Here is an 18,672-nt window from a genome sequence, read left to right as displayed (position 1 = left end):
TAACAGAAATGAAAAATCAGATACACAGACAAAATATATTTAATGCTCGTGTTGTCTCTAATTCTCACATCCCTACCGTTGCCATTGTCGGTGCCGGTTTTAGTGGTTCATTAATTGCTACTCATTTATTGAGAAATTCTTCTCAACCTCTGAAAATTAAATTGATCGATCGTAATTCAGAATTTGCTAAGGGCGTTGCCTACTCTAGTAAAGAGAATACAGATTTACTAAATGTTCCAGTGGGTAAGATGAGTGCTTTCCCCGATGATTCCGATAATTTACTTCGTTGGCTAGAGTCTAACTCCCATTCTCTGCAAGATTTACTGCCAACTCCTGTATCCCATCGCACTTTTATCCCTCGTCAAGTTTACGGTTTATATATTCAATCGATTCTTGAAGAAGCCCAAAACAACGGCAAAAATAATGTTGACTTAGAAAGGTTAAATCATGAAGTAATTGCCATAGAAAAAATTAACCAAGAGTTTTTAATTTCTCTTGATAATGACACAAATTTTCAAGCAGATAAGGTTATTTTAGCCATCGGTAATTCTCCTTCCAATCCTGCTCAAGATAATCATAACAACTTTTACAATGCTTGGTCTGGTTCGGCTTTAGATAATATTAATCCTCATGCTGATATATTATTAATGGGTACAGGTTTAACTATGGCAGATATTGTGGCTTCTTTACATAGCCGCAATCATCTAGGAAAAATTTATGCGGTTTCCCGTCGAGGTTTATCTCCCCAAATTCATAAAACAACCTCCTCTCACCCACCTTTATTTACACTAGAAAATCTCCCCCTTAATATCCTTAAATTATCTAAACTCATTCGTAGTGAAATCAGAAAAGCCCAGGGTTTAGGTTATGATTGGCGATCGATCATTGATTCATTACGCCCTATAACTCAACAACTATGGCAAAAATTACCGAAAACTGAGCAAAAACGGTTTTTACGTCATCTTGTCTCCTATTGGGATGTTCACCGTCATCGTATTGCCCCTAATATTGGTGAAATTATTCGTGCTAAGTTAAAATCGGGACAATTAACTATCAGTGCCGGAAGAATTAAAGACTATCAACTGGAAAGGGATAAAACCAAAGTCATCATTCGCCCCCGTTATCAAAGTGAGGATACCGTTATTTTAGTCGATCGAGTGATCCATTGCCGAGGCATCAATAATTATCATAGTTTATCTCATCCCTTGATTAATAATCTACAAGTACAAGGATTAATTCGCCTGAATAAATTAGGTTTAGGTATTGATACCGATGCGCAGGGTAGAATTATCGATGCTCAAGGTCAAATTTCTCGTTTATTATATACTATCGGCACTCCCCGTCGTGGAGACTTGTGGGAAACTACCGCCATTCCAGAATTAAGACGACAAGCCCAAACATTAGCAGAAAATATCATAGCAGACTTAGAAATCCCCAAAGTAGAATTAATCACGACTCCATCTTTAAGACAGATATTATCTAAAATTGCTTAATGTATGAAGAAACTCTGGTTAGTAGTGAGCCTTTTAAGGCTTATCATAACAGCTGAAACTGTCCCTATTATATAGAACCCATTTGGTATCTTTTTTAGAATGGTTACATAATAATGATTTCAGAAGAAATACTTTAATCTCGTCAAAGCCTTTTGTTATTTGGGTTACAGGCGTAAATATCAAATAGGTTCTATAGCAGTAGCCATGATGCTATTGACATTAACAAGAGGTTTAAACCCCTTGCCTTCCCTTGCCCAAAGGATTGATCTGTATATTTACTCTGTTAAAGATAGTAATTTTTCAAAAACTTGAGCAACTTTTGTTTGAAATCTCTCTTTATGTTTAATCTTCAAAAATGGTCGAGTCATTTCTAATTCTTGATATTTTTTACCTCGATCGTGGTAAATTTTTATAGCTTTTAAAGTACCTAATTTAATCTCTTTTTTGACCATTAATTCCGATATTCCTGCCGCCGTTTGACTATTTTCTAAAACGGCTTTAATCATTTCACCAGTATTAAAAATTAAAGTAGTTTTTAGTTTTTCTGGTACAATGCCCCACTGAATCAAAGCTTCTTCTAATCTTTGTTGTGTGCCTGAACCTGGCTCTCTCATAATCCAGTCTGTATTGTATAAATCGCTTAATTTTACACTCTCTAAATTAAACCAAGGGTGTTGTTTTCCCACCACGATTAAAAGTCGATCACTACCGATTTTTTCCTGATATAAAACTTCTTTTAAATCTGCTTTTACGCCTCCTTCAATTAAGCCTAAATCAAATTTTCCTGCCTCCGTACCTAAACAAATTTCTTCACTATTAGCAAGGGTACAATTAATATTTATATTAGGATAATGACATTGAAATTGACTAATTTTTTCCGGCAACCAATAATTACCAATAGTTAAACTAGAACCTAATTTTAATTCTCCTCTTTGTAAATTACTTAACTCTTTTAATGCCCTTTCTGTTAAAGCAACTTGTTCTAAAATTTTTCGAGCTTCTATACATAATAATTGGCCTGCTTCTGTTAGTTCAATTCTTCTACCTAAACGGTGAAATAATTTTATTCCATATTCTGTTTCTAAATTATGAATCGCCGCACTAACCGCAGGTTGAGTGATATATAAAGCATCAGCAGCACGAGTAAAATGCAAATATTCAGCGACTGTTAAAAATACTCGTAACTGATCTAATGTCATTTGTGCCATAGTTTATTTTTTTAACAAAAATCGCAAAAAAAAGGGATAAAATCCCTTCTCTTAAATTATTGGTGAGAATTTTAAATTAAAGTCCCCCTTAAATAAAGGGAAGTTGGAGGGAACACATTCTTATGACTCAAATAGAATTGCTATATTTTTATGGTTAATTTTTCCTCTCGCAAAGGCGCAAAGACGCAAAGATGAAAAACGGTTTTTAGATGAAGGTTTAAGCAAGAGAATTTATACAAATCCAGATTTTAAAAATTACCTATAGGGAGGCGGTGGGCATCGCCCACCCTACATTTTTCGCTATATTTTCAATGGAATTTAATCAATGGGTGCATTAGCTATTTGTGCATCCACTTCTGCTTGAGTGATATTGGGAATAGTTAATGTTGTATTTGCTGGATCTACTACTTCCACAAGGGCGGAGGGTACATCTAACGATAATTCGCCCGTGTCAGGATTTGCACTAATGGTTAAACTTGTACCATCAAGAATTTGGACTACAGAGGGTTGTCCACTAGGAAGTTCTAAAGAAGCTACTAAGCGATCATTGGGAATATAAACTCCTTCACAATCCCAGTTATCATCAGTTTCTTGTCCATTTCCTAGATAAAAGATAGAGGTAGGAGTGCCTTTTTTTGGATTACGAGCGTAAATGGCGAGATTTTTTCCTGTTTCATTACGGCAAATCCCCCAATCTTCTGCGGTTTCTAACACATATTTCTGAAATTCTAATTTGCTTATTTCCTGAGTTAGAGCTTCAGGTGTGTACTCTGTTTGTTGTGGATCTGCCTTAATGGTTAAAAGTTGGTTGAGGTTTTCCACCACTACAGGGTAATCGGGACTTTTTTTGGCAATTCTATCTGCTAAAGCTGGACTAGCGATGAAAAGGGTAACAATACAAAGCAGACTGATAAGCCAAATTTTGACTTTTTTCATGATTTTCTCCTGATGAAATAAGCTCTATTTTATTTTTAGAGCAATTAAATATTGATTTTACTTGTTTTTAAACATTTTTTCAATTGTTTTTTATGATAATTTTGCCGTTGGATGTTCGATCAATCTTGCCTTGATGTTCAAAGATGGTGAGAAGACGAGTAACCGTTACCCTAGTTGTGCCAAGAGTTTCGGCTATTTGTTGGTGGGTTAGCCGTAGGTCAATTAAAATACCATTGTGGGTGCGATGACCAAATTTATTACTTAACCATTTTAATAATTTGATCAAGGCTGTGTTGACAGGGCGATATTGTTTAATATTGATTAATTCTTGTAACTCTTTTGTTTGATTGATGAGAGCTTGATTAACTTCTATCAGACGATCGAGGGAAAGAGAGGATACTTTTACATCTGTCATACATTCCATCTGTAAGTCTGATTTAGCCAGTAAAGGGGAAATAATGTCTCCTTCTCCCCATAAACCATAAACGACTATCGAACCATCATCTAGCCAACTGTAAGTGCGCACTACTCCTGAGTTAATTTGCCAATAACAATCTCTACCCATAGGTAAAAAAGAACGTCTCACATAAAAAGTTTGAGGGGAGGGGAATTGTTTTAACCCTGATAGGGCAATCAAGTTTCGTAGTGGGGTAGCTGTCATATCGTTACACCTTTTTTTGATCTAGGACTTCCATTTTGCCACATTTTATTTTAAAATGTATCTAATTTCATCTTTATTTTTTTTATGATTGCATTATTTTGAGTATGATTTTTGCCCCTAAATACTCACTATATGCAATTGAGCTTATTTAGTTATCATTTTTATTTATGGATTGAACAAAAAAAAGCGTTTGATTTTTATAGGTCATGACTTCTAAAGTGAAGGTAAGAATAAAATAATTCTTGATTTTTATAGAGGAAAAAATAGATATGACCGATTTTATAACAGCCATGATTAAGGCGATCGCTACTTTTACCGTTACCAACTTAGATGACATCATGATTTTGACTTTATTTTTTGCGCAGGTGAATGTATTATTTCGTCGTCGGCAGATTGTAATTGGTCAATATTTAGGGTTTATTTTGTTGGTTTTAGCGAGTTTACCAGGGTTTTTCGGTAATTTTCTGATTCCTACTCACCTCTTAAAATATTTAGGGATTATTCCCGTGATTTTGGGTATTAGCTACCTTTTGAAGGAGCAAGAAGAGGAAGATAAAGACGATGACAATATTGTGATTAGTCAAGATAAATCGAACTGGTTAACCCGTATTTTGTCACCCCAAACCTATGGAGTAGCGGCAGTAACGATCGCCAACGGTAGTGATAATATCAGTGTATATTTTCCCTTATTTGCCAGTAGTACAGTACAAGGATTATTAATAACGGTGGTAACATTTTTATTATTAGTAGCGGTATGGTGTTTTATTGCCTATAAATTGACTAATGTCAGTTCCATCGAGCGATTACTAAATAGTTACGGAAACACTTTAGTACCCTGTGTCTTAATTGGCTTAGGAGTATATATAGTGCAAGAAAACCTCTGGTTATCATCTCTAGCCTTAATTGTTAGCTACCTTTGGGCAGTAAATTTAGAACAAAATCGACTTACCGAAGAAGAAAGCAGAAAAATTTAGGATTTAAAGACAAAAATCCTTTGCTACCTTCAACTTACAAAAAAAAATCACACAAAACCCTTTGCGTCTTTGCGCCTTTGCGAGAAAAAAATATGCTTTTTAAATCAACCAAAGAAACCTCAGCTAATGCCAAAAAACTCAACCCCTCTCGTACCAGAGATCACTTAGCGAACGAACGTACTTATTTAGCTTGGATGCGTACTGCTGTCAGCTTAATGGGATTTGGGGTAGTAATTTTAAGACTTCGTGCCTTTCATCCTCCCGAATTACCTCGCCCCGGTTTAGGCTGGAAAATGGGGTTAGTTTTTTCTTTAGTGGGTTTATTAACGGTTTTACTCTCCACAGTACAATACTTTGTCGTGCGTCGAGACATCGAGGAAGATACTTATGAACCACCAGATCGATGGGTCATTTTGTTCAGTTTGGCGATTACACTTTTAGGATCGGGGATTATTTATTTTGTGTTTACCACCCCAGCCGATCCCAGTGATATATTAATTATGTAGTGTGATAAAACAATCTATTATAAAATTGTAATTATCTATTGATAATGGGGAAATAACTTTTCATTTGAATCGAAAAAAATTTTATCGGTTAGGTTTACTCTTTTTTACTAATTTCTGCTAAGTCAAATTAAATATTTTTCTCTGACACTTTTAGTTAGAATGAAATGAGAAACTATAAGCAAATTTACTTGGTACAAAAGACTTATGAGTAGTGGCAAAATAACAGAATCAACATCTCTCTCTCAACGAGAATTAGAAATATTAGAATTAGTCGCCACTGGATTAACCAATCATGATATTGCTCAAAAATTGGAGATCAGCAAAAGAACTGTAGATAATCATATCAGTAATATTCTCACAAAAACAAAAACTGATAATCGAGTGGAATTAGTCCGTTGGGCTTTACAATGGGGAAAAATTTGCCTTGATGAAATTAACTGTTGTGTTTTACCTAGCCCTTCTGATTCTCCTTAATCAGCAATAATTGCTTTTACCGCTTCGGTTATGGCGATCGCCGTATGAGTCCAATGAGTACCACCTTGGCAGAATACAATATAAGGTTCTCTTAAAGGGCCATCAGCAGAAAATTCTGATGTGCTACCATCAATAAAAGTTCCTCCCGCCATGACTAAATTACTTTCATAACCAGGCATTGGTGCAGGTATGGGATCTAAATAAGATCCTACTGGTGAGTTACGTTGAATAGCACGGCAAAAAGCTACTAATTTATCAGGATTGCGTAGTTTTACCCCTTGAATAATATCCCTTCGGGGAATAAAAGGTAAAGGATTGACTTCATAACCTAACTCCGAAAAAACATAGGCAATAAGATGACTACCCTTGATAGCTTCAGCAACCATTTGGGGGGCTAAAAATAACCCTTGAAATAAGAGACGATTTTGCTCAAAAGTTGCCCCTCCACTACTACCTATACCTGGGGCAGTGAGACGACAACAGGCTTTTTCCACTAAATCTTCTTTTCCTGCCACATAACCCCCTGCCGTAACTATTGTACCACCAGGATTTTTAATTAATGATCCTGCCATTAAATCTACTCCTACCGCCGTTGGCTCAAGATTTTCGATAAATTCACCGTAACAGTTATCTACAAAACACACTGTTTCAGGATTTTGTCTCTTAACTTCCTTGACAATTCCCTCAATGTCTGCTATGCTCAAACTTGATCGCCATGAATAACCACACGATCGCTGAATTAAGACCAATTTTGTTTCAGGTTGAATAGCTGTAGTTAAACCATCCCAATCAATACCACCATCAGCAGTTAAATCTAATTCTCGATAACTTATTCCAAATTCTTGTAGTGAACCTTGTCCCTCGCTGCGTACTCCAATTACTTCTTCTAAAGTATCATAAGGATGCCCTGCTATAGCTAACATTTCATCTCCGGGTCGTAGTATTCCATATAGACAAGAAGCGATCGCATGAGTACCAGAAACAAATTGTACTCTAACAGCCGCACTTTCAGCCTGAAAAATTTGAGCGTAAACCTTGTCTAAAACTTCTCTACCTAAGTCATCATGACCATAACCAGTTACACTAGAAAAATGATGAACTCCTACTCGATTATCTCGAAAAGCAAAGAGAATTTTTTGTAAATGTTGTTTGACTTGTTGATCAATGTTAGCAAAAGTTGGTAATAGTTTTTTCTCGGCTTCTTCTATTAGTAAATCAATATTCATATCTATATTTTTTTTAAGTTTTTCTCAGTTTTGGGCAATTATTTAACTTTTGTTATCTTCTGTTGTTTTAAATAGTTATTGTTTTTTCTCGCAAAGACGCAAAGACGCAAAGTTTAGTTTACTCGTATTTATCATTATTTAAAATTAGATAGTGTAAAAAAATTTCTTCATCTACTTGTTTTACTTCTAATAATTTTAAGTTAATAGGTAACTTTAGATTTGCGAATAAATTAGGATCTAAAAAACTTAGTGCTAATTTTTTACCAATAATTAAAGGGCAAATTGTTAACCATAACTCATCAATTAAATTTTCAGCCAAAAGTGAGGATATTAATTGACTTCCTCCTAAAATTCCTATTTTTTTATAATTTAAAGCCCATAACTCTTTTAATATTTCCTGCCAATTAAGAGGATTATTACTTATAAAAAAATCTTGAAAATAATTATCTTTTTCTTGACTTTTTTGCTGATTATAATCCTTAACTTTTTCTTGCCAATTTAATAAACCTTCATTAGTAGTTAATAAACCACGAGGTAAACATTGAGAAAAAAAACGCATTTCAGGGTTAATATTACCAGACGCAGAACAAACTATATTTAACGGTTGAAAAGGTTGATTATTTGCTCGTCTTTGATTTAATAATTCAGGATTTTTGATCACTAAACTTGTACCATAGGCACGTATTGTATTTCCTCCAAAAATGATAGCATCAAGGAGAGAAATTTGTCTTTCTAAATGATCTAAATCCATTTTACTGCTAAATCTAGCAGGACTATTAGTCGCATCACTAATTTTACCATCAACACTGATGGCAATGATCGCTGTGAGATGAGGTAATTTTTCCAACACTTGTAATTGATGTTATTTGTAATTTTCCGTAGGGTGGGCATTGCCCACATTATATCTATTTAAAATTTTAAAATACTATAAAATAGTATTAATCTAAAAAAATACTATAAATAATGCCAAGTTAAGGCTAAAGTTATCATCTCATTTGGTTGCAATTTAACCATAACTTTTTCTGAATTTTCTCCTTGATTAGAGGCTAATTTATTAATATCAATCACATAACGCTGATCAAGATTCGTTTTAACCACAATATTTTGACAGTTATCAGCTAATAAAATTGATTGTAAATTATCTTCTTTTTGTTTAAATCGAAAACCTTGAGTACCAATTTCCCCTATAGTAATTTTACGAATGGTATTAATAGGAATTATTTTGCCATAACCTAATTTAGAAATTAATACCAAATTACTCTTATTTTTTACTCCTAAACAACCAATAATTTCTTCTCCATATCTTAATTTGATTCCTAAACTACCTTGGGCTGCTTTTCCCATGATCGGTATATTTTGATCTGTGATATTATAATGTAAAATTCTTCCACCGCTAGTGGCGATCGCCAATTCTTCACCTTCATTAATAGAAAAAATATATTTTAATTTATCCTTGGGCTTCAATTTAATCAGTTGAAAACCTCTGTTACCAATGCCGTCTAATTCTTTCAGGCTAACTCGTTTCAGAAAACCTCCTTGAGTTAACAACAGTAACGCCGAATTTTGCTTATCAGGATGGAGACATAGATAATTAATCGGTTGATAATTATTTTGCATAGCACTATTTGACACCAATCTTTCAATAGTCTGTTTCGTAGGAAAAGCAGGAATTTCAGCAGTAGAGATAGGATAGGCTTTGCCACTGTCAAAAAAAGCAATAATTTGTTCTTGTTTTGCAATTAATGCCTGATAAACGATTAAATCAGTAGTTTTTTTAACTATAGGGATTTTTTCAATTGCCCTTTGTGGTTGCCAATAAATTTTCCCTTTAGCAGTAATTTGTACTACTGCATCCGTTGGTAACTCTTGGGTAACTATTAAGGGTAAAGATTCTGTTTCACTGGATTTAACTATAGTTTTCTTTTCCTTCACCTTTTCCACCTCAGTAACAATAGGATAAAGGATTTTAGTACGACGATCGTCTCCAAATTTACGTTTAAAACTGCGTAATTCTTTCTTTAAGGCTTTTAATAACTCTTTTCTATCTGCTAATAATATTTGTAACTGACTAATCCTCCCTTGTAAAGTTGAAACTTCTTCCTCCAGTTTTTGCTTTTCTAACCCCGTGATGCGCCTTAAAGGCATAGCTAAAATGGAATTAGCTTGAGAGTCACTAATATTTAATTTTTCTATAAGAGTAACTTTTGCCGTACTTCCATCCGCAGAATTAGCTAAAATTTCGATCACTTTTTTTATATTTTTTAAAGCAATTAATAACCCTTCTAATAAATGCAACTTTTCTTGTTTTTCTGTTAATTCATACTTAAATTGTCTATTTAAAGTAATTTCTCTAAATTCTAAAAATTCCTCTAACATTTGTTTAAGAGATAATTGACAAGGTTTATTATTAACTAAACCCAACATAATTACCCCAAAATTACTTTGCAAAGCCGTTTGTTTATACAGTTGATTTAGGACATTTTGCGGTTGTGCTTCTTTCTTTAATTCAATTACAACTCGAATACCACTACGATCACTTTCGTCTCGAATATCAGAAATGTCGTTAATTTTACCTAAGTTAACTAATTCAGCAACTTTTTCAATCCATGCCGCCTTATTAACTTGAAAAGGTAACTCCCTCACAATAATTGCCGTTTTTTCTCGACTACGTTTTTTCTGAGATTTCAAAATTTCAATAGTGGCAACACCTCGCATCGGAATAATACCTTTACCTGTCAAATAGGCTTCTTTAATGCCAGTTATATCTATAATCTCCCCCCCTGTGGGAAAATCAGGACCAGGTATCAACTCTAATAACTTATCATCCTTTAAATCTGGTTGATCAATCAAGGCAATTAAACCGTCAATAATTTCGTTTAAATTATGAGGTGGTATATTTGTGGCCATACCTACTGCGATACCAGAACAACCATTTAACAGTAAAATAGGCAATTTAGCTGGTAAAACAACAGGCTCTTGTTGAGAATTATCAAAATTACTGGTAAAATCTACCGTTGACTCGTTAACTTCCTCCAACATTGACTTAATGGAACTGCCCGCCAATCTAGTTTCAGTATAACGCATTGCTGCCGAAGGATCATTATCTACACTGACAAAATTACCATGACCTGATAATAAAGGATAACGACTAGAAAAATCTTGTACCAAGCGTACCATCGCATCATATACGGCTTGATCTCCGTGAGGATGATATTTTCCTAATACATCTCCTACTACCCTAGCACACTTTCTAAAAGGTCGATCAGGACTTAACCCTAATTCATACATAGCATATAAAATTCGCCTATGAACAGGTTTTAAACCGTCTCTGACATCAGGCAAAGCACGACCTACAATAACACTCATGGCATATTCCAAGTATGATCGCTCCATTTCAGTATGTAACGCAATAGGAATAATTTGACCTTGACTTAATAAATTTAATTGTTGTACCATGAGTATTATTACTTAATCTTAATAAACTAACGTAATGAGCTATGTTTTAGAGATTAGCAAAGAAGTTGGTCTTTCTGAATTATTTTTTTTGTAAATTTTTTCTTAATTGTACTTATTATTTATAAAGGGCGATCACATTTTTGTTGGTCTTATTCAACCTTAAAACCTAAAAAGTGATATTATGGATCTTTGCGACTAATAATTGCAGACAAAAATTATAGCTAACAAAATATAATTAAAGGGTTGAGTAAGCGCGGAAATAGCATGAATCATCAACAAGAAAGACAGTTCGACTACGTTAAAATTGGCATCGCATCCCCTGAACGTATTCGTGAATGGGGACAAAGAACACTACCTAACGGCATTGTGGTAGGTGAAGTTACCACTCCAGAAACCATTAACTATCGTACCCTAAAACCAGAAATGGACGGGTTATTCTGTGAAAAAATTTTTGGTCCTTCTAAAGATTGGGAATGTTGGTGTGGGAAATATAAAAGAGTACGTCATAGAGGGATTGTCTGTGAGCGTTGTGGTGTAGAAGTAACGGAGTCGAGAGTTCGTCGTCATCGCATGGGTTATATTAAATTAGCGGCACCAGTAACTCATGTTTGGTACTTGAAAGGTATTCCCAGTTATTTGAGCATTTTGTTAGATATGCCTTTGAGGGATGTTGAACAAGTAGTTTATTTTAACTCCCATGTAGTTCTTGACCCAGGCAATGCTACTAACTTGAGTTATCGTCAATTACTATCAGAAGATCAGTGGATGGAAATTGAAGAACAAATCTATGCAGAAGACTCAGAGTTAGAAGGCATTGAAGTTGGTATTGGTGCTGAAGCCGTTGAGCGTCTTTTACAAGAAATACAACTTGAAGAAGAAGCCGAAAAATTAAGGGAAGAAATTGTTAATAGTAAAGGGCAAAAAAGAGCAAAATTAATTAAAAGATTACGCTTAATTGATAATTTTATCGCTACGGGTTCTAAACCAGAATGGATGGTTTTAAGTGTTATTCCTGTGATCCCACCTGATTTACGTCCGATGGTACAATTAGATGGTGGACGTTTTGCTACTTCAGATCTTAACGATTTATACCGTCGTGTAATTAACAGAAATAATCGTTTAAATCGTTTACAAGAAATTCTCGCCCCTGAAATTATTATCCGTAATGAAAAGCGGATGTTACAAGAAGCTGTTGATGCTTTAATTGATAATGGTAGAAGAGGGCGTACCGTAGTTGGTGGAAATAGTCGCCCCTTGAAATCTTTATCAGATATTATCGAAGGTAAACAAGGGCGTTTTCGTCAAAACTTACTGGGTAAACGTGTTGATTACTCTGGACGTTCGGTTATTGTAGTCGGACCAAATTTACAAATATATCAATGTGGTTTACCTAGAGAAATGGCCATCGAACTTTTCCAACCTTTTGTCATTAACCGTTTAATTCGTTTAGGTATCGTTAATAACATCAAAGCGGCGAAGAAAATGATCCAAAAAGCTGATCCTAGTATTTGGAAAGTATTAGAAGAAGTTATCGCAGGCCACCCCGTCTTATTAAACCGTGCGCCTACCCTACACCGTCTTGGTATTCAGGCTTTTGAACCCGTATTAGTAGAAGGACGAGCTATACAATTACATCCTTTAGTATGTCCTCCTTTTAACGCTGACTTTGACGGAGACCAAATGGCTGTACACGTTCCTCTTTCAATTGAAGCACAATCAGAAGCTCGTTTATTGATGATGGCTTGTCATAATATCCTTTCTCCTGCCACAGGAAAACCGATTATTGCACCTTCTCAAGATATGGTTTTAGGTTGTTATTATTTAACCGCCGAAAATCCCAAAGCAACCAAAGGAGCAGGTAACTACTATAGTAATCTTGATGATGCTTTACGAGCTTATGAACAAAAACTTGTAGATTTACACGCTTATATATGGGTACGTTTTGAAGGTGAAGTACAAACAGGGAAAGGAGATAATATACTTGAAAAAGAGGAAACTTTAAGCGATGGTAGTGTTTGGAAATATTATCAAGGGCGTAAAGTGCGCGAAACCGCTGAAGGTGAACAAATTGCTCAATATATATACACTACACCCGGACGCATTATCTATAATAAAACCATTATTGAGGCGTTAGATTTCGATTTAGCTTATTAGGAATGGGAAGTGAGGAATAAGTAATAAGTAATACTTAGATTCAGCACAGGAATTCAAAACCCCAGTAAAATAAATTTTCCAGCTAATGAATAATAGTTAATAATTTCTAATTTCTAATTCCTAATTGCTAATTATTATGTTGATTCCACTCAAACAAGAAGCTATTAAAGACTTGATTCCTGCTATCGCTACGGGAAGTCAATATAGTCACTATTGGGCGAATTTATCCACCTTATTAAAAAATTTATTTATTTCCCTTGTGGGAGTGTTATTTTTTTGGTTATTAGGATCTTTTTTTGGCAGATCAGGGGATAATGTATCCTTAATCTTTAGAGTGATTATGGGTTTATATTGGCTTTGGAGTCCGATATATTGGGCAAGTGTTCGAAATGGGAAATTTCGTCGTTATCGTTATATTAGTTTTTGGCGTGGTAAGGTTTTAGATGTTTATTTGACAGAAGAATTAATTAATCAAGAATCAGCCATTGATAAGTTAGGTAGGGCTATTATTGTAGAAAATCGTCGTAAATTATTTAATATTGAAATAGGTGATAAAACTGGATTTCGTGCCACCATTACCACCCCAAGACAAAGAATTCATAAAGTAGTTAATCGAGGACAAGCAGTAGAAGGATTATTATTATCCAATGATCCTGATTTTATCAGTATCGTACAAATTACTGATGTTTATATTCCCCGTCATAAACTTTGGTTAGGAGAGTATCCTTATATTCGCCGGGATATTTTCTTAGATTTAAGATTACAATTAATGAAAATTTATGGGCGTTAAGAAAGTATTATAAAATTAGTTTATTTACGACTCACTTATTGTTTTAAAATTAATCTATTTCGTTATTAATTATGAATATAAAATTTAAAAAAATATGGCAATGGCTAGGATTTAGTTTGATAACTATTGCTCTAATAATTACTACTCATAATGTCGCTTTTGCTGATATTCCGCCAAGTTATAAAAATTTAAAATATCCCCCTTTACCTGAAATTAAATTACCAGAATATGAGCGTTATCAACTCAGTAATGGCATGGTAATTTATTTGATGGAAGATCGAAGATTACCTTTAATTAGTGGTAATGCTATCATTCGCACCGGTACAAGATTTGATCCTTCCTCTCAAGTTGGTTTAGGAGATTTAACCGGGGATTTAATCCGTCTTGGAGGCACAAAAAATCATACTCCTGAACAATTAAACTCTATTTTAGAACAAAAAGCCTCTGCTATTGAAACCTCCATTGACACTGCTTCAGGTAGTGCTAGTTTTACCTCTCTCAGTTATGATTTAGATACCGTTTTTTCTCTTTTTGCTGAAGTTTTACAAAATCCCATATTTGATGAGCAACAATTTAACTTACAATTAACTAAATATCAAGGTGCGATCGCCAGAAGAAATGATGATCCCGGACAAATAGCCGGTCGAGAATTTGCTAAATTAATTTATGGTGATAATAGCCCTTATGCCAATACTATTGAATATAAAACGTTAAATAATATTAGTCGTGAAGATTTAGTTAAATTTTATAGTAATTATATTCGTCCTGAAAATATTATCTTAGGAATAGTAGGAGATTTTGACAGAACACAAATGAAGTCATTAATCGCAAAAACCTTTGGAAATTGGCAAGTAAAAAATCCTTATTCTCCTGCAGAAATTACTTCTGTTAAACAAGAAAAAATAGGCGGAATTTATATCGTTGATCAACCTCAATTAACTCAAAGTAATATTTTATTAGGTCATTTAAGCGGTAAATTAGATGATCCTAATTATGGCACTTTAAGCGTTATTAACGGTATTTTAAACGGTTTTGGCGGTAGATTATACAATGAAATTCGCTCAACTCAAGGCTTGGCTTATTCAGTGTATGGTGTCTGGAGGGGTAATTATGATTATCCCGGAGTCTTTGTGGCGGGAGGGCAAACAAAAAGTGAAACTACTGCCCAATTTATCACCTCCATGATAGCTGAAATTGAGCGTTTACGGACACAACCTATTACTGAGGAAGAGTTAAACTATGCCAAAGATTCAATCCTAAATTCTTTTGTATTTCAATTTCAAGATCCTTCTCAAACTCTATCCCGTTTAATGACTTACGAATATTTTGGCTATCCTAATGACTTTATTTTTAAATATCAAAAGGCGGTCAAAAATACCACCATTGAGGATGTATTAAGAGTTGCACAAGAATATTTACACCCTGAGAAAATAGTAACTTTAGTGGTAGGAAATAAAGAAGTTGTCAAACAAGATTTAGCTAATCTTCACCAAAAAATTATCAGTGTTGATGTAACAATTCCTGAATTTTCCAGTTAGCAAATTTAACTTATCGTCAAGTTTATTATAAATATAATTTTAGCTAACTATAATGATACTAAATAAAGTAGTAAAGCATATTCAATAAATCTCTTATTTTTTGATCTCCCAAAATGGTTAAATAAAAATAGTACAAAAGAGTTTTAGAGAATTAAAATTATGTCTCAATCTTTATTAGCTGATGCTAGTGTTAGATTAGAACAGGCATTGAAATATGTATCAATTTCTGAGGATGCTAGTGAAAGACTCAAATATCCTAAAGCTAGTCTCAGTGTTTCAATTCCCGTGCGTATGGATGACGGTTCATTACGGATTTTTCAAGGTTATCGAGTAAGATATGATGATACTAGAGGACCAGGTAAAGGTGGAGTTCGTTATCATCCTTCTGTATCTCTCGATGAGGTACAATCCTTAGCTTTTTGGATGACTTTTAAATGTGCTTTATTGAATCTTCCCTTTGGTGGTGCAAAAGGTGGTATTACTGTTAACCCCAAAGAATTATCTAAAGCAGAATTAGAAAGATTAAGCCGAGGTTACATTGAGGCGATCGCCGATTTTATTGGTCCTGATATAGATATTTTAGCACCTGATGTTTATACTAATGAGATGATTATGGGTTGGATGATGGATCAATATAGCATCATTCGTCGTCGCATTTCTCCCGGGGTTGTCACAGGTAAACCTTTAACGATGGGAGGAAGTCAAGGTAGGGATATAGCAACTGCGACAGGAGCGTTTCACGTTATTAATACAATCTTGCCTAAATTTGGACAAATCAAAGAAAAAACTACGATCGCAGTACAAGGGTTCGGTAATGCAGGAGCAGAAATTGCAGAATTGTTACATAAAGCTGGTTATAAAGTCGTTGCCGTCAGTGACTCTCAAGGAGGTATTTATGCCGTACAAGGTTTAGATATACCTAGTATTCGTCAATATAAACTAAATCATCCCACCGTTACAGGAGTTTATTGTAAAGATAGCGTTTGTAATATTATTGAGCATGAAGTTATTACTAATGAACAATTATTAACCCTTGATGTCGATGTCTTAATTCCTGCGGCTTTAGAAAAACAAATTACAGAAAAAAATGCCTCTGAGGTTAAGGCAAAATTTATTTTTGAAGTCGCAAATGGTCCGATTACATCTTCCGCCGATGCTATTTTAGATGCTAAAGGTATTCATGTTTTCCCTGATATTTTAGTTAATGCCGGAGGAGTTACCGTTAGTTATTTAGAATGGGTACAAAATCGTAACGGTTTATATTGGAGTTTAACGGAAGTTCAAGAAAGATTAAAAGTAAGAATGATTGAGGAAACGGAAGCAGTTTGGCGTATTTCTCAAGAATTTGCCGTTAATATGCGTACTTCTGCTTATATTCACGCTCTTCATCGTTTAAATGAGGCAATGTCAGCAAAAGGCACAAGAGACTATTATCGGGCTGTAAGCCATTAGGAATGAAGAATCAGGAATCAGGAATAAGTAAGCGGGCAAATTTATCTTGATCGATTTCTAAGAGTGCGTACTGCGTAGCCGATCCCTTCGTAATCCTTTTTTGAGAGGCTCGATGGGTTTTTCAGAGTTTGATCAATTTTTTCAGGATGACTGAGTAATAACTAAACAATAATATGCCATGATTTATTCAACATAATTGTAACTTTATAAAATATTATTAAATTTTGCATAAATTCAGAAAATGCTACTGATAATTAGATAGAAGGAAAAATTATCACAGTGTTTTCACACTCTACCCCATGGAAAAACCACAATCCCCAGATATTCAAGCGCAACTAAACCAAGCCAGAGAAAATCTGCAAAGGTTAGGTAATGCCGTTAGCGAATTAGTTAACTTATCCCCCGATGTTTTCGGTGATGAAGCCATTAAAACTCGTTTACAGGATTTTCAACAAGCTTACGAAGAAGCCACCCAACGCCTTGCTAATCCTACCTTTCGCATCGCTACCATTGGCACGACTTCTTCGGGTAAATCTACCATCGTCAATGCCTTAATGGGGCGTAGAATTGCCCCCATCGAAGCAGGAGAAATGAGTGGCGGAGTGCTAACTTTAACCCATTCCCACGAAAGAAAATTAGTCATCGAAGCCACAGAAGAATCCGTCTGGGAAACGGGAGAATGGACAAATATAAGCGATAATGATCTTTATAGTCGCATTCAAATGGCTATGCACAGCTATCATGAAGCAAGGAAAAAGAAAGAATATATCGCTCCTCAAATAACCGCCCATATTCCTTTACTTCCTGCCTGTGATGCTAGTTTATCGGGATTACCAGAGGGGATTAATGTTGAGTTTTTGGACTTACCCGGACTTAAATCGGTACAAGATAAAACAAATTTAGCGATTCTTCAGCCTTTGGTGGGTAGAGCTTTTAGTTTAGTTGCCTTAGATTATATGCGGGTAGATGAGCAACACCGTCAAAAGTTATTAACGGAATTAAAAAAAGTCGTTGAATATCTACAAGGGCGCACGGATTCCATGATTTTTATTTTAAACCGAGTTGATCAAAGGGGAGCAGATGATAAACCTCTTGATGAGCGTTTACAACAGTTAAAAATGGAAATTCAAGAGCACTTAAATCTTCCATCATTGCCTGATATTATCCCTTTCAATGCCCGTCTGTTATATTATGCTCAATGTGCATGGGGTACAAATCTTTTACATACTAGCTCTAATGTTACCCCAGAAGTTCGTTTGCAATTACTTAAATCACTTTTTAAAGATTGTGCTAATTTTATTGAGGAAAAAATAGACGTTAATTTTAATAATTTTTCAATCAAATTTTGGACTATTTCGTCTGTTAAATATTTAGCCGATTTAATATTGGCTTGTCAATTTTATTATGACTTGGATGATTGGTTGAGTGATATAAAAAAATCTGTCAAAAGAAATGGAAAAATTGATGATGAAACAATGCAACAACTATCAATTTATACTATTAATTGGAGCGGTGGTGAAGCCTTATGGGAATGTATCAGGTTAAGATTAAAAGAATCTTTTTCTTCTGTAGTTATCGTGCCAATTTTAAAACCTGTTTTTGATAACCTTGATAGTTTAATCTCACAAGTAAGTATTCTAACAGAAATACGTCAACTTCAAGATAAAAAGAAAATCAAATCTGCTAAAACAAATCTTGCTAAAATTCGAGATTCCATAAAAATTAATGTAGAAAATTTAGAAAAAAGTAATAGAGAAATTACTAACTCTTTTCTGGAGATTATAAAAAATCCACAGCTTCAATC

The 18,672-nt window shown here is 34.5% G+C and carries 15 protein-coding genes; 9 read left to right on the top strand and 6 right to left on the bottom strand.

Annotated elements, in window-relative coordinates; translation table 11 throughout:
* Window positions 1-8: 8 nt before the first annotated feature.
* Window positions 9-1,493: an FAD/NAD(P)-binding protein gene (locus tag FWJ34_RS04245; protein WP_308254085.1), complete on the top strand. Its 1,485-nt coding sequence runs from the start codon at window positions 9-11 to the stop codon at window positions 1,491-1,493.
* Between the two features lie 275 nt (window positions 1,494-1,768).
* Here the strand turns inward: FWJ34_RS04245 and FWJ34_RS04240 are convergent, their stop codons facing one another.
* The 3 genes from FWJ34_RS04240 to FWJ34_RS04230 all read right to left on the bottom strand — a co-directional run bounded on the left by FWJ34_RS04240 (window position 1,769) and on the right by FWJ34_RS04230 (window position 4,298).
* Window positions 1,769-2,701 (bottom strand): LysR substrate-binding domain-containing protein, encoded by a 933-nt coding sequence (locus FWJ34_RS04240; protein WP_308254084.1) that lies wholly within the window; start codon window positions 2,699-2,701, stop codon window positions 1,769-1,771.
* 318 nt (window positions 2,702-3,019) lie between these two features.
* Window positions 3,020-3,637: a hypothetical protein gene (locus FWJ34_RS04235; RefSeq protein ID WP_308254083.1), complete on the bottom strand. Its 618-nt coding sequence runs from the start codon at window positions 3,635-3,637 to the stop codon at window positions 3,020-3,022.
* Window positions 3,638-3,716: 79 nt separating this feature from the next.
* Window positions 3,717-4,298, bottom strand: a complete 582-nt coding sequence (locus FWJ34_RS04230; RefSeq protein ID WP_308254082.1) for a Crp/Fnr family transcriptional regulator — start codon at window positions 4,296-4,298, stop codon at window positions 3,717-3,719.
* Between the two features lie 269 nt (window positions 4,299-4,567).
* Between FWJ34_RS04230 and FWJ34_RS04225 the strand changes: the two genes are divergently transcribed.
* The 3 genes from FWJ34_RS04225 to FWJ34_RS04215 all read left to right on the top strand — a co-directional run bounded on the left by FWJ34_RS04225 (window position 4,568) and on the right by FWJ34_RS04215 (window position 6,252).
* Window positions 4,568-5,272 carry a cadmium resistance transporter gene (locus tag FWJ34_RS04225; RefSeq protein ID WP_308254081.1) on the top strand — a complete coding sequence of 235 codons (705 nt, stop codon included), beginning with the start codon at window positions 4,568-4,570 and terminating at the stop codon, window positions 5,270-5,272.
* A 92-nt stretch (window positions 5,273-5,364) separates the two neighbouring features.
* On the top strand, window positions 5,365-5,778 hold the full coding sequence (locus FWJ34_RS04220; RefSeq protein WP_308254080.1) for a DUF202 domain-containing protein: 414 nt from the start codon (window positions 5,365-5,367) through the stop codon (window positions 5,776-5,778).
* 204 nt (window positions 5,779-5,982) lie between these two features.
* A complete protein-coding gene (locus FWJ34_RS04215) occupies window positions 5,983-6,252 on the top strand; it encodes a response regulator transcription factor (RefSeq protein ID WP_308254079.1) in 270 nt (89 codons plus the stop codon).
* Here the strand turns inward: FWJ34_RS04215 and FWJ34_RS04210 are convergent.
* The 3 genes from FWJ34_RS04210 to FWJ34_RS04200 form a co-directional block, all read right to left on the bottom strand.
* Window positions 6,249-7,478, bottom strand: coding sequence for a methionine gamma-lyase family protein (locus tag FWJ34_RS04210; protein ID WP_308254078.1), 1,230 nt, complete (start codon window positions 7,476-7,478; stop codon window positions 6,249-6,251). The two genes, FWJ34_RS04215 and FWJ34_RS04210, sit on opposite strands and share 4 nt — an antisense overlap.
* A 118-nt stretch (window positions 7,479-7,596) precedes the next feature.
* Window positions 7,597-8,328 carry a RibD family protein gene (locus tag FWJ34_RS04205; RefSeq protein ID WP_308254077.1) on the bottom strand — a complete coding sequence of 244 codons (732 nt, stop codon included), beginning with the start codon at window positions 8,326-8,328 and terminating at the stop codon, window positions 7,597-7,599.
* A 104-nt stretch (window positions 8,329-8,432) separates the two neighbouring features.
* Complete coding sequence (locus FWJ34_RS04200; protein WP_308254076.1) at window positions 8,433-10,934, bottom strand: DNA topoisomerase (ATP-hydrolyzing); 2,502 nt, start codon at window positions 10,932-10,934, stop codon at window positions 8,433-8,435.
* A 264-nt stretch (window positions 10,935-11,198) separates the two neighbouring features.
* On the opposite strand from FWJ34_RS04200, the gene FWJ34_RS04195 reads away from it, so the two are divergent.
* From FWJ34_RS04195 to FWJ34_RS04175, 5 genes are all read left to right on the top strand, one after another.
* Complete coding sequence (locus FWJ34_RS04195) at window positions 11,199-13,088, top strand: DNA-directed RNA polymerase subunit gamma (protein ID WP_308254075.1); 1,890 nt, start codon at window positions 11,199-11,201, stop codon at window positions 13,086-13,088.
* A 136-nt stretch (window positions 13,089-13,224) separates the two neighbouring features.
* Window positions 13,225-13,878: a phosphate ABC transporter permease gene (locus tag FWJ34_RS04190; protein ID WP_308254074.1), complete on the top strand. Its 654-nt coding sequence runs from the start codon at window positions 13,225-13,227 to the stop codon at window positions 13,876-13,878.
* A 71-nt stretch (window positions 13,879-13,949) separates the two neighbouring features.
* Window positions 13,950-15,416: a pitrilysin family protein gene (locus tag FWJ34_RS04185; RefSeq protein WP_308254073.1), complete on the top strand. Its 1,467-nt coding sequence runs from the start codon at window positions 13,950-13,952 to the stop codon at window positions 15,414-15,416.
* A gap of 159 nt (window positions 15,417-15,575) precedes the next feature.
* The gene (locus FWJ34_RS04180; RefSeq protein ID WP_308254072.1) at window positions 15,576-16,868 is read left to right on the top strand and encodes a Glu/Leu/Phe/Val dehydrogenase; all 1,293 of its coding nucleotides are present in this window, start codon (window positions 15,576-15,578) and stop codon (window positions 16,866-16,868) included.
* A 299-nt stretch (window positions 16,869-17,167) separates the two neighbouring features.
* Window positions 17,168-18,672 (top strand): dynamin family protein (locus FWJ34_RS04175; protein WP_308254071.1); only part of this gene is annotated, 1,505 nt, incomplete at its 3' end.

The sequence above is a fragment of the Geminocystis sp. GBBB08 genome (genome assembly GCF_016743215.1).
Taxonomy (GTDB): domain Bacteria; phylum Cyanobacteriota; class Cyanobacteriia; order Cyanobacteriales; family Cyanobacteriaceae; genus Geminocystis.
This window is presented reverse-complemented; position numbering and strand designations above follow the sequence as displayed.

Excerpts from the sequence above, each read along its gene's own strand:
- FWJ34_RS04185 (WP_308254073.1), top strand. The coding sequence starts at position 13,950 with ATGAATATAAAATTTAAAAAAATATGGCAATGGCTAGGATTTAGTTTG.
- FWJ34_RS04230 (WP_308254082.1), bottom strand. The coding sequence starts at position 4,298 with ATGACAGCTACCCCACTACGAAACTTGATTGCCCTATCAGGGTTAAAA.
- FWJ34_RS04190 (WP_308254074.1), top strand. The coding sequence starts at position 13,225 with ATGTTGATTCCACTCAAACAAGAAGCTATTAAAGACTTGATTCCTGCT.
- FWJ34_RS04200 (WP_308254076.1), bottom strand. The coding sequence starts at position 10,934 with ATGGTACAACAATTAAATTTATTAAGTCAAGGTCAAATTATTCCTATT.
- FWJ34_RS04245 (WP_308254085.1), top strand. The coding sequence starts at position 9 with ATGAAAAATCAGATACACAGACAAAATATATTTAATGCTCGTGTTGTC.
- FWJ34_RS04235 (WP_308254083.1), bottom strand. The coding sequence starts at position 3,637 with ATGAAAAAAGTCAAAATTTGGCTTATCAGTCTGCTTTGTATTGTTACC.
- FWJ34_RS04180 (WP_308254072.1), top strand. The coding sequence starts at position 15,576 with ATGTCTCAATCTTTATTAGCTGATGCTAGTGTTAGATTAGAACAGGCA.
- FWJ34_RS04220 (WP_308254080.1), top strand. The coding sequence starts at position 5,365 with ATGCTTTTTAAATCAACCAAAGAAACCTCAGCTAATGCCAAAAAACTC.
- FWJ34_RS04210 (WP_308254078.1), bottom strand. The coding sequence starts at position 7,478 with ATGAATATTGATTTACTAATAGAAGAAGCCGAGAAAAAACTATTACCA.
- FWJ34_RS04215 (WP_308254079.1), top strand. The coding sequence starts at position 5,983 with ATGAGTAGTGGCAAAATAACAGAATCAACATCTCTCTCTCAACGAGAA.
- FWJ34_RS04240 (WP_308254084.1), bottom strand. The coding sequence starts at position 2,701 with ATGGCACAAATGACATTAGATCAGTTACGAGTATTTTTAACAGTCGCT.
- FWJ34_RS04195 (WP_308254075.1), top strand. The coding sequence starts at position 11,199 with ATGAATCATCAACAAGAAAGACAGTTCGACTACGTTAAAATTGGCATC.
- FWJ34_RS04225 (WP_308254081.1), top strand. The coding sequence starts at position 4,568 with ATGACCGATTTTATAACAGCCATGATTAAGGCGATCGCTACTTTTACC.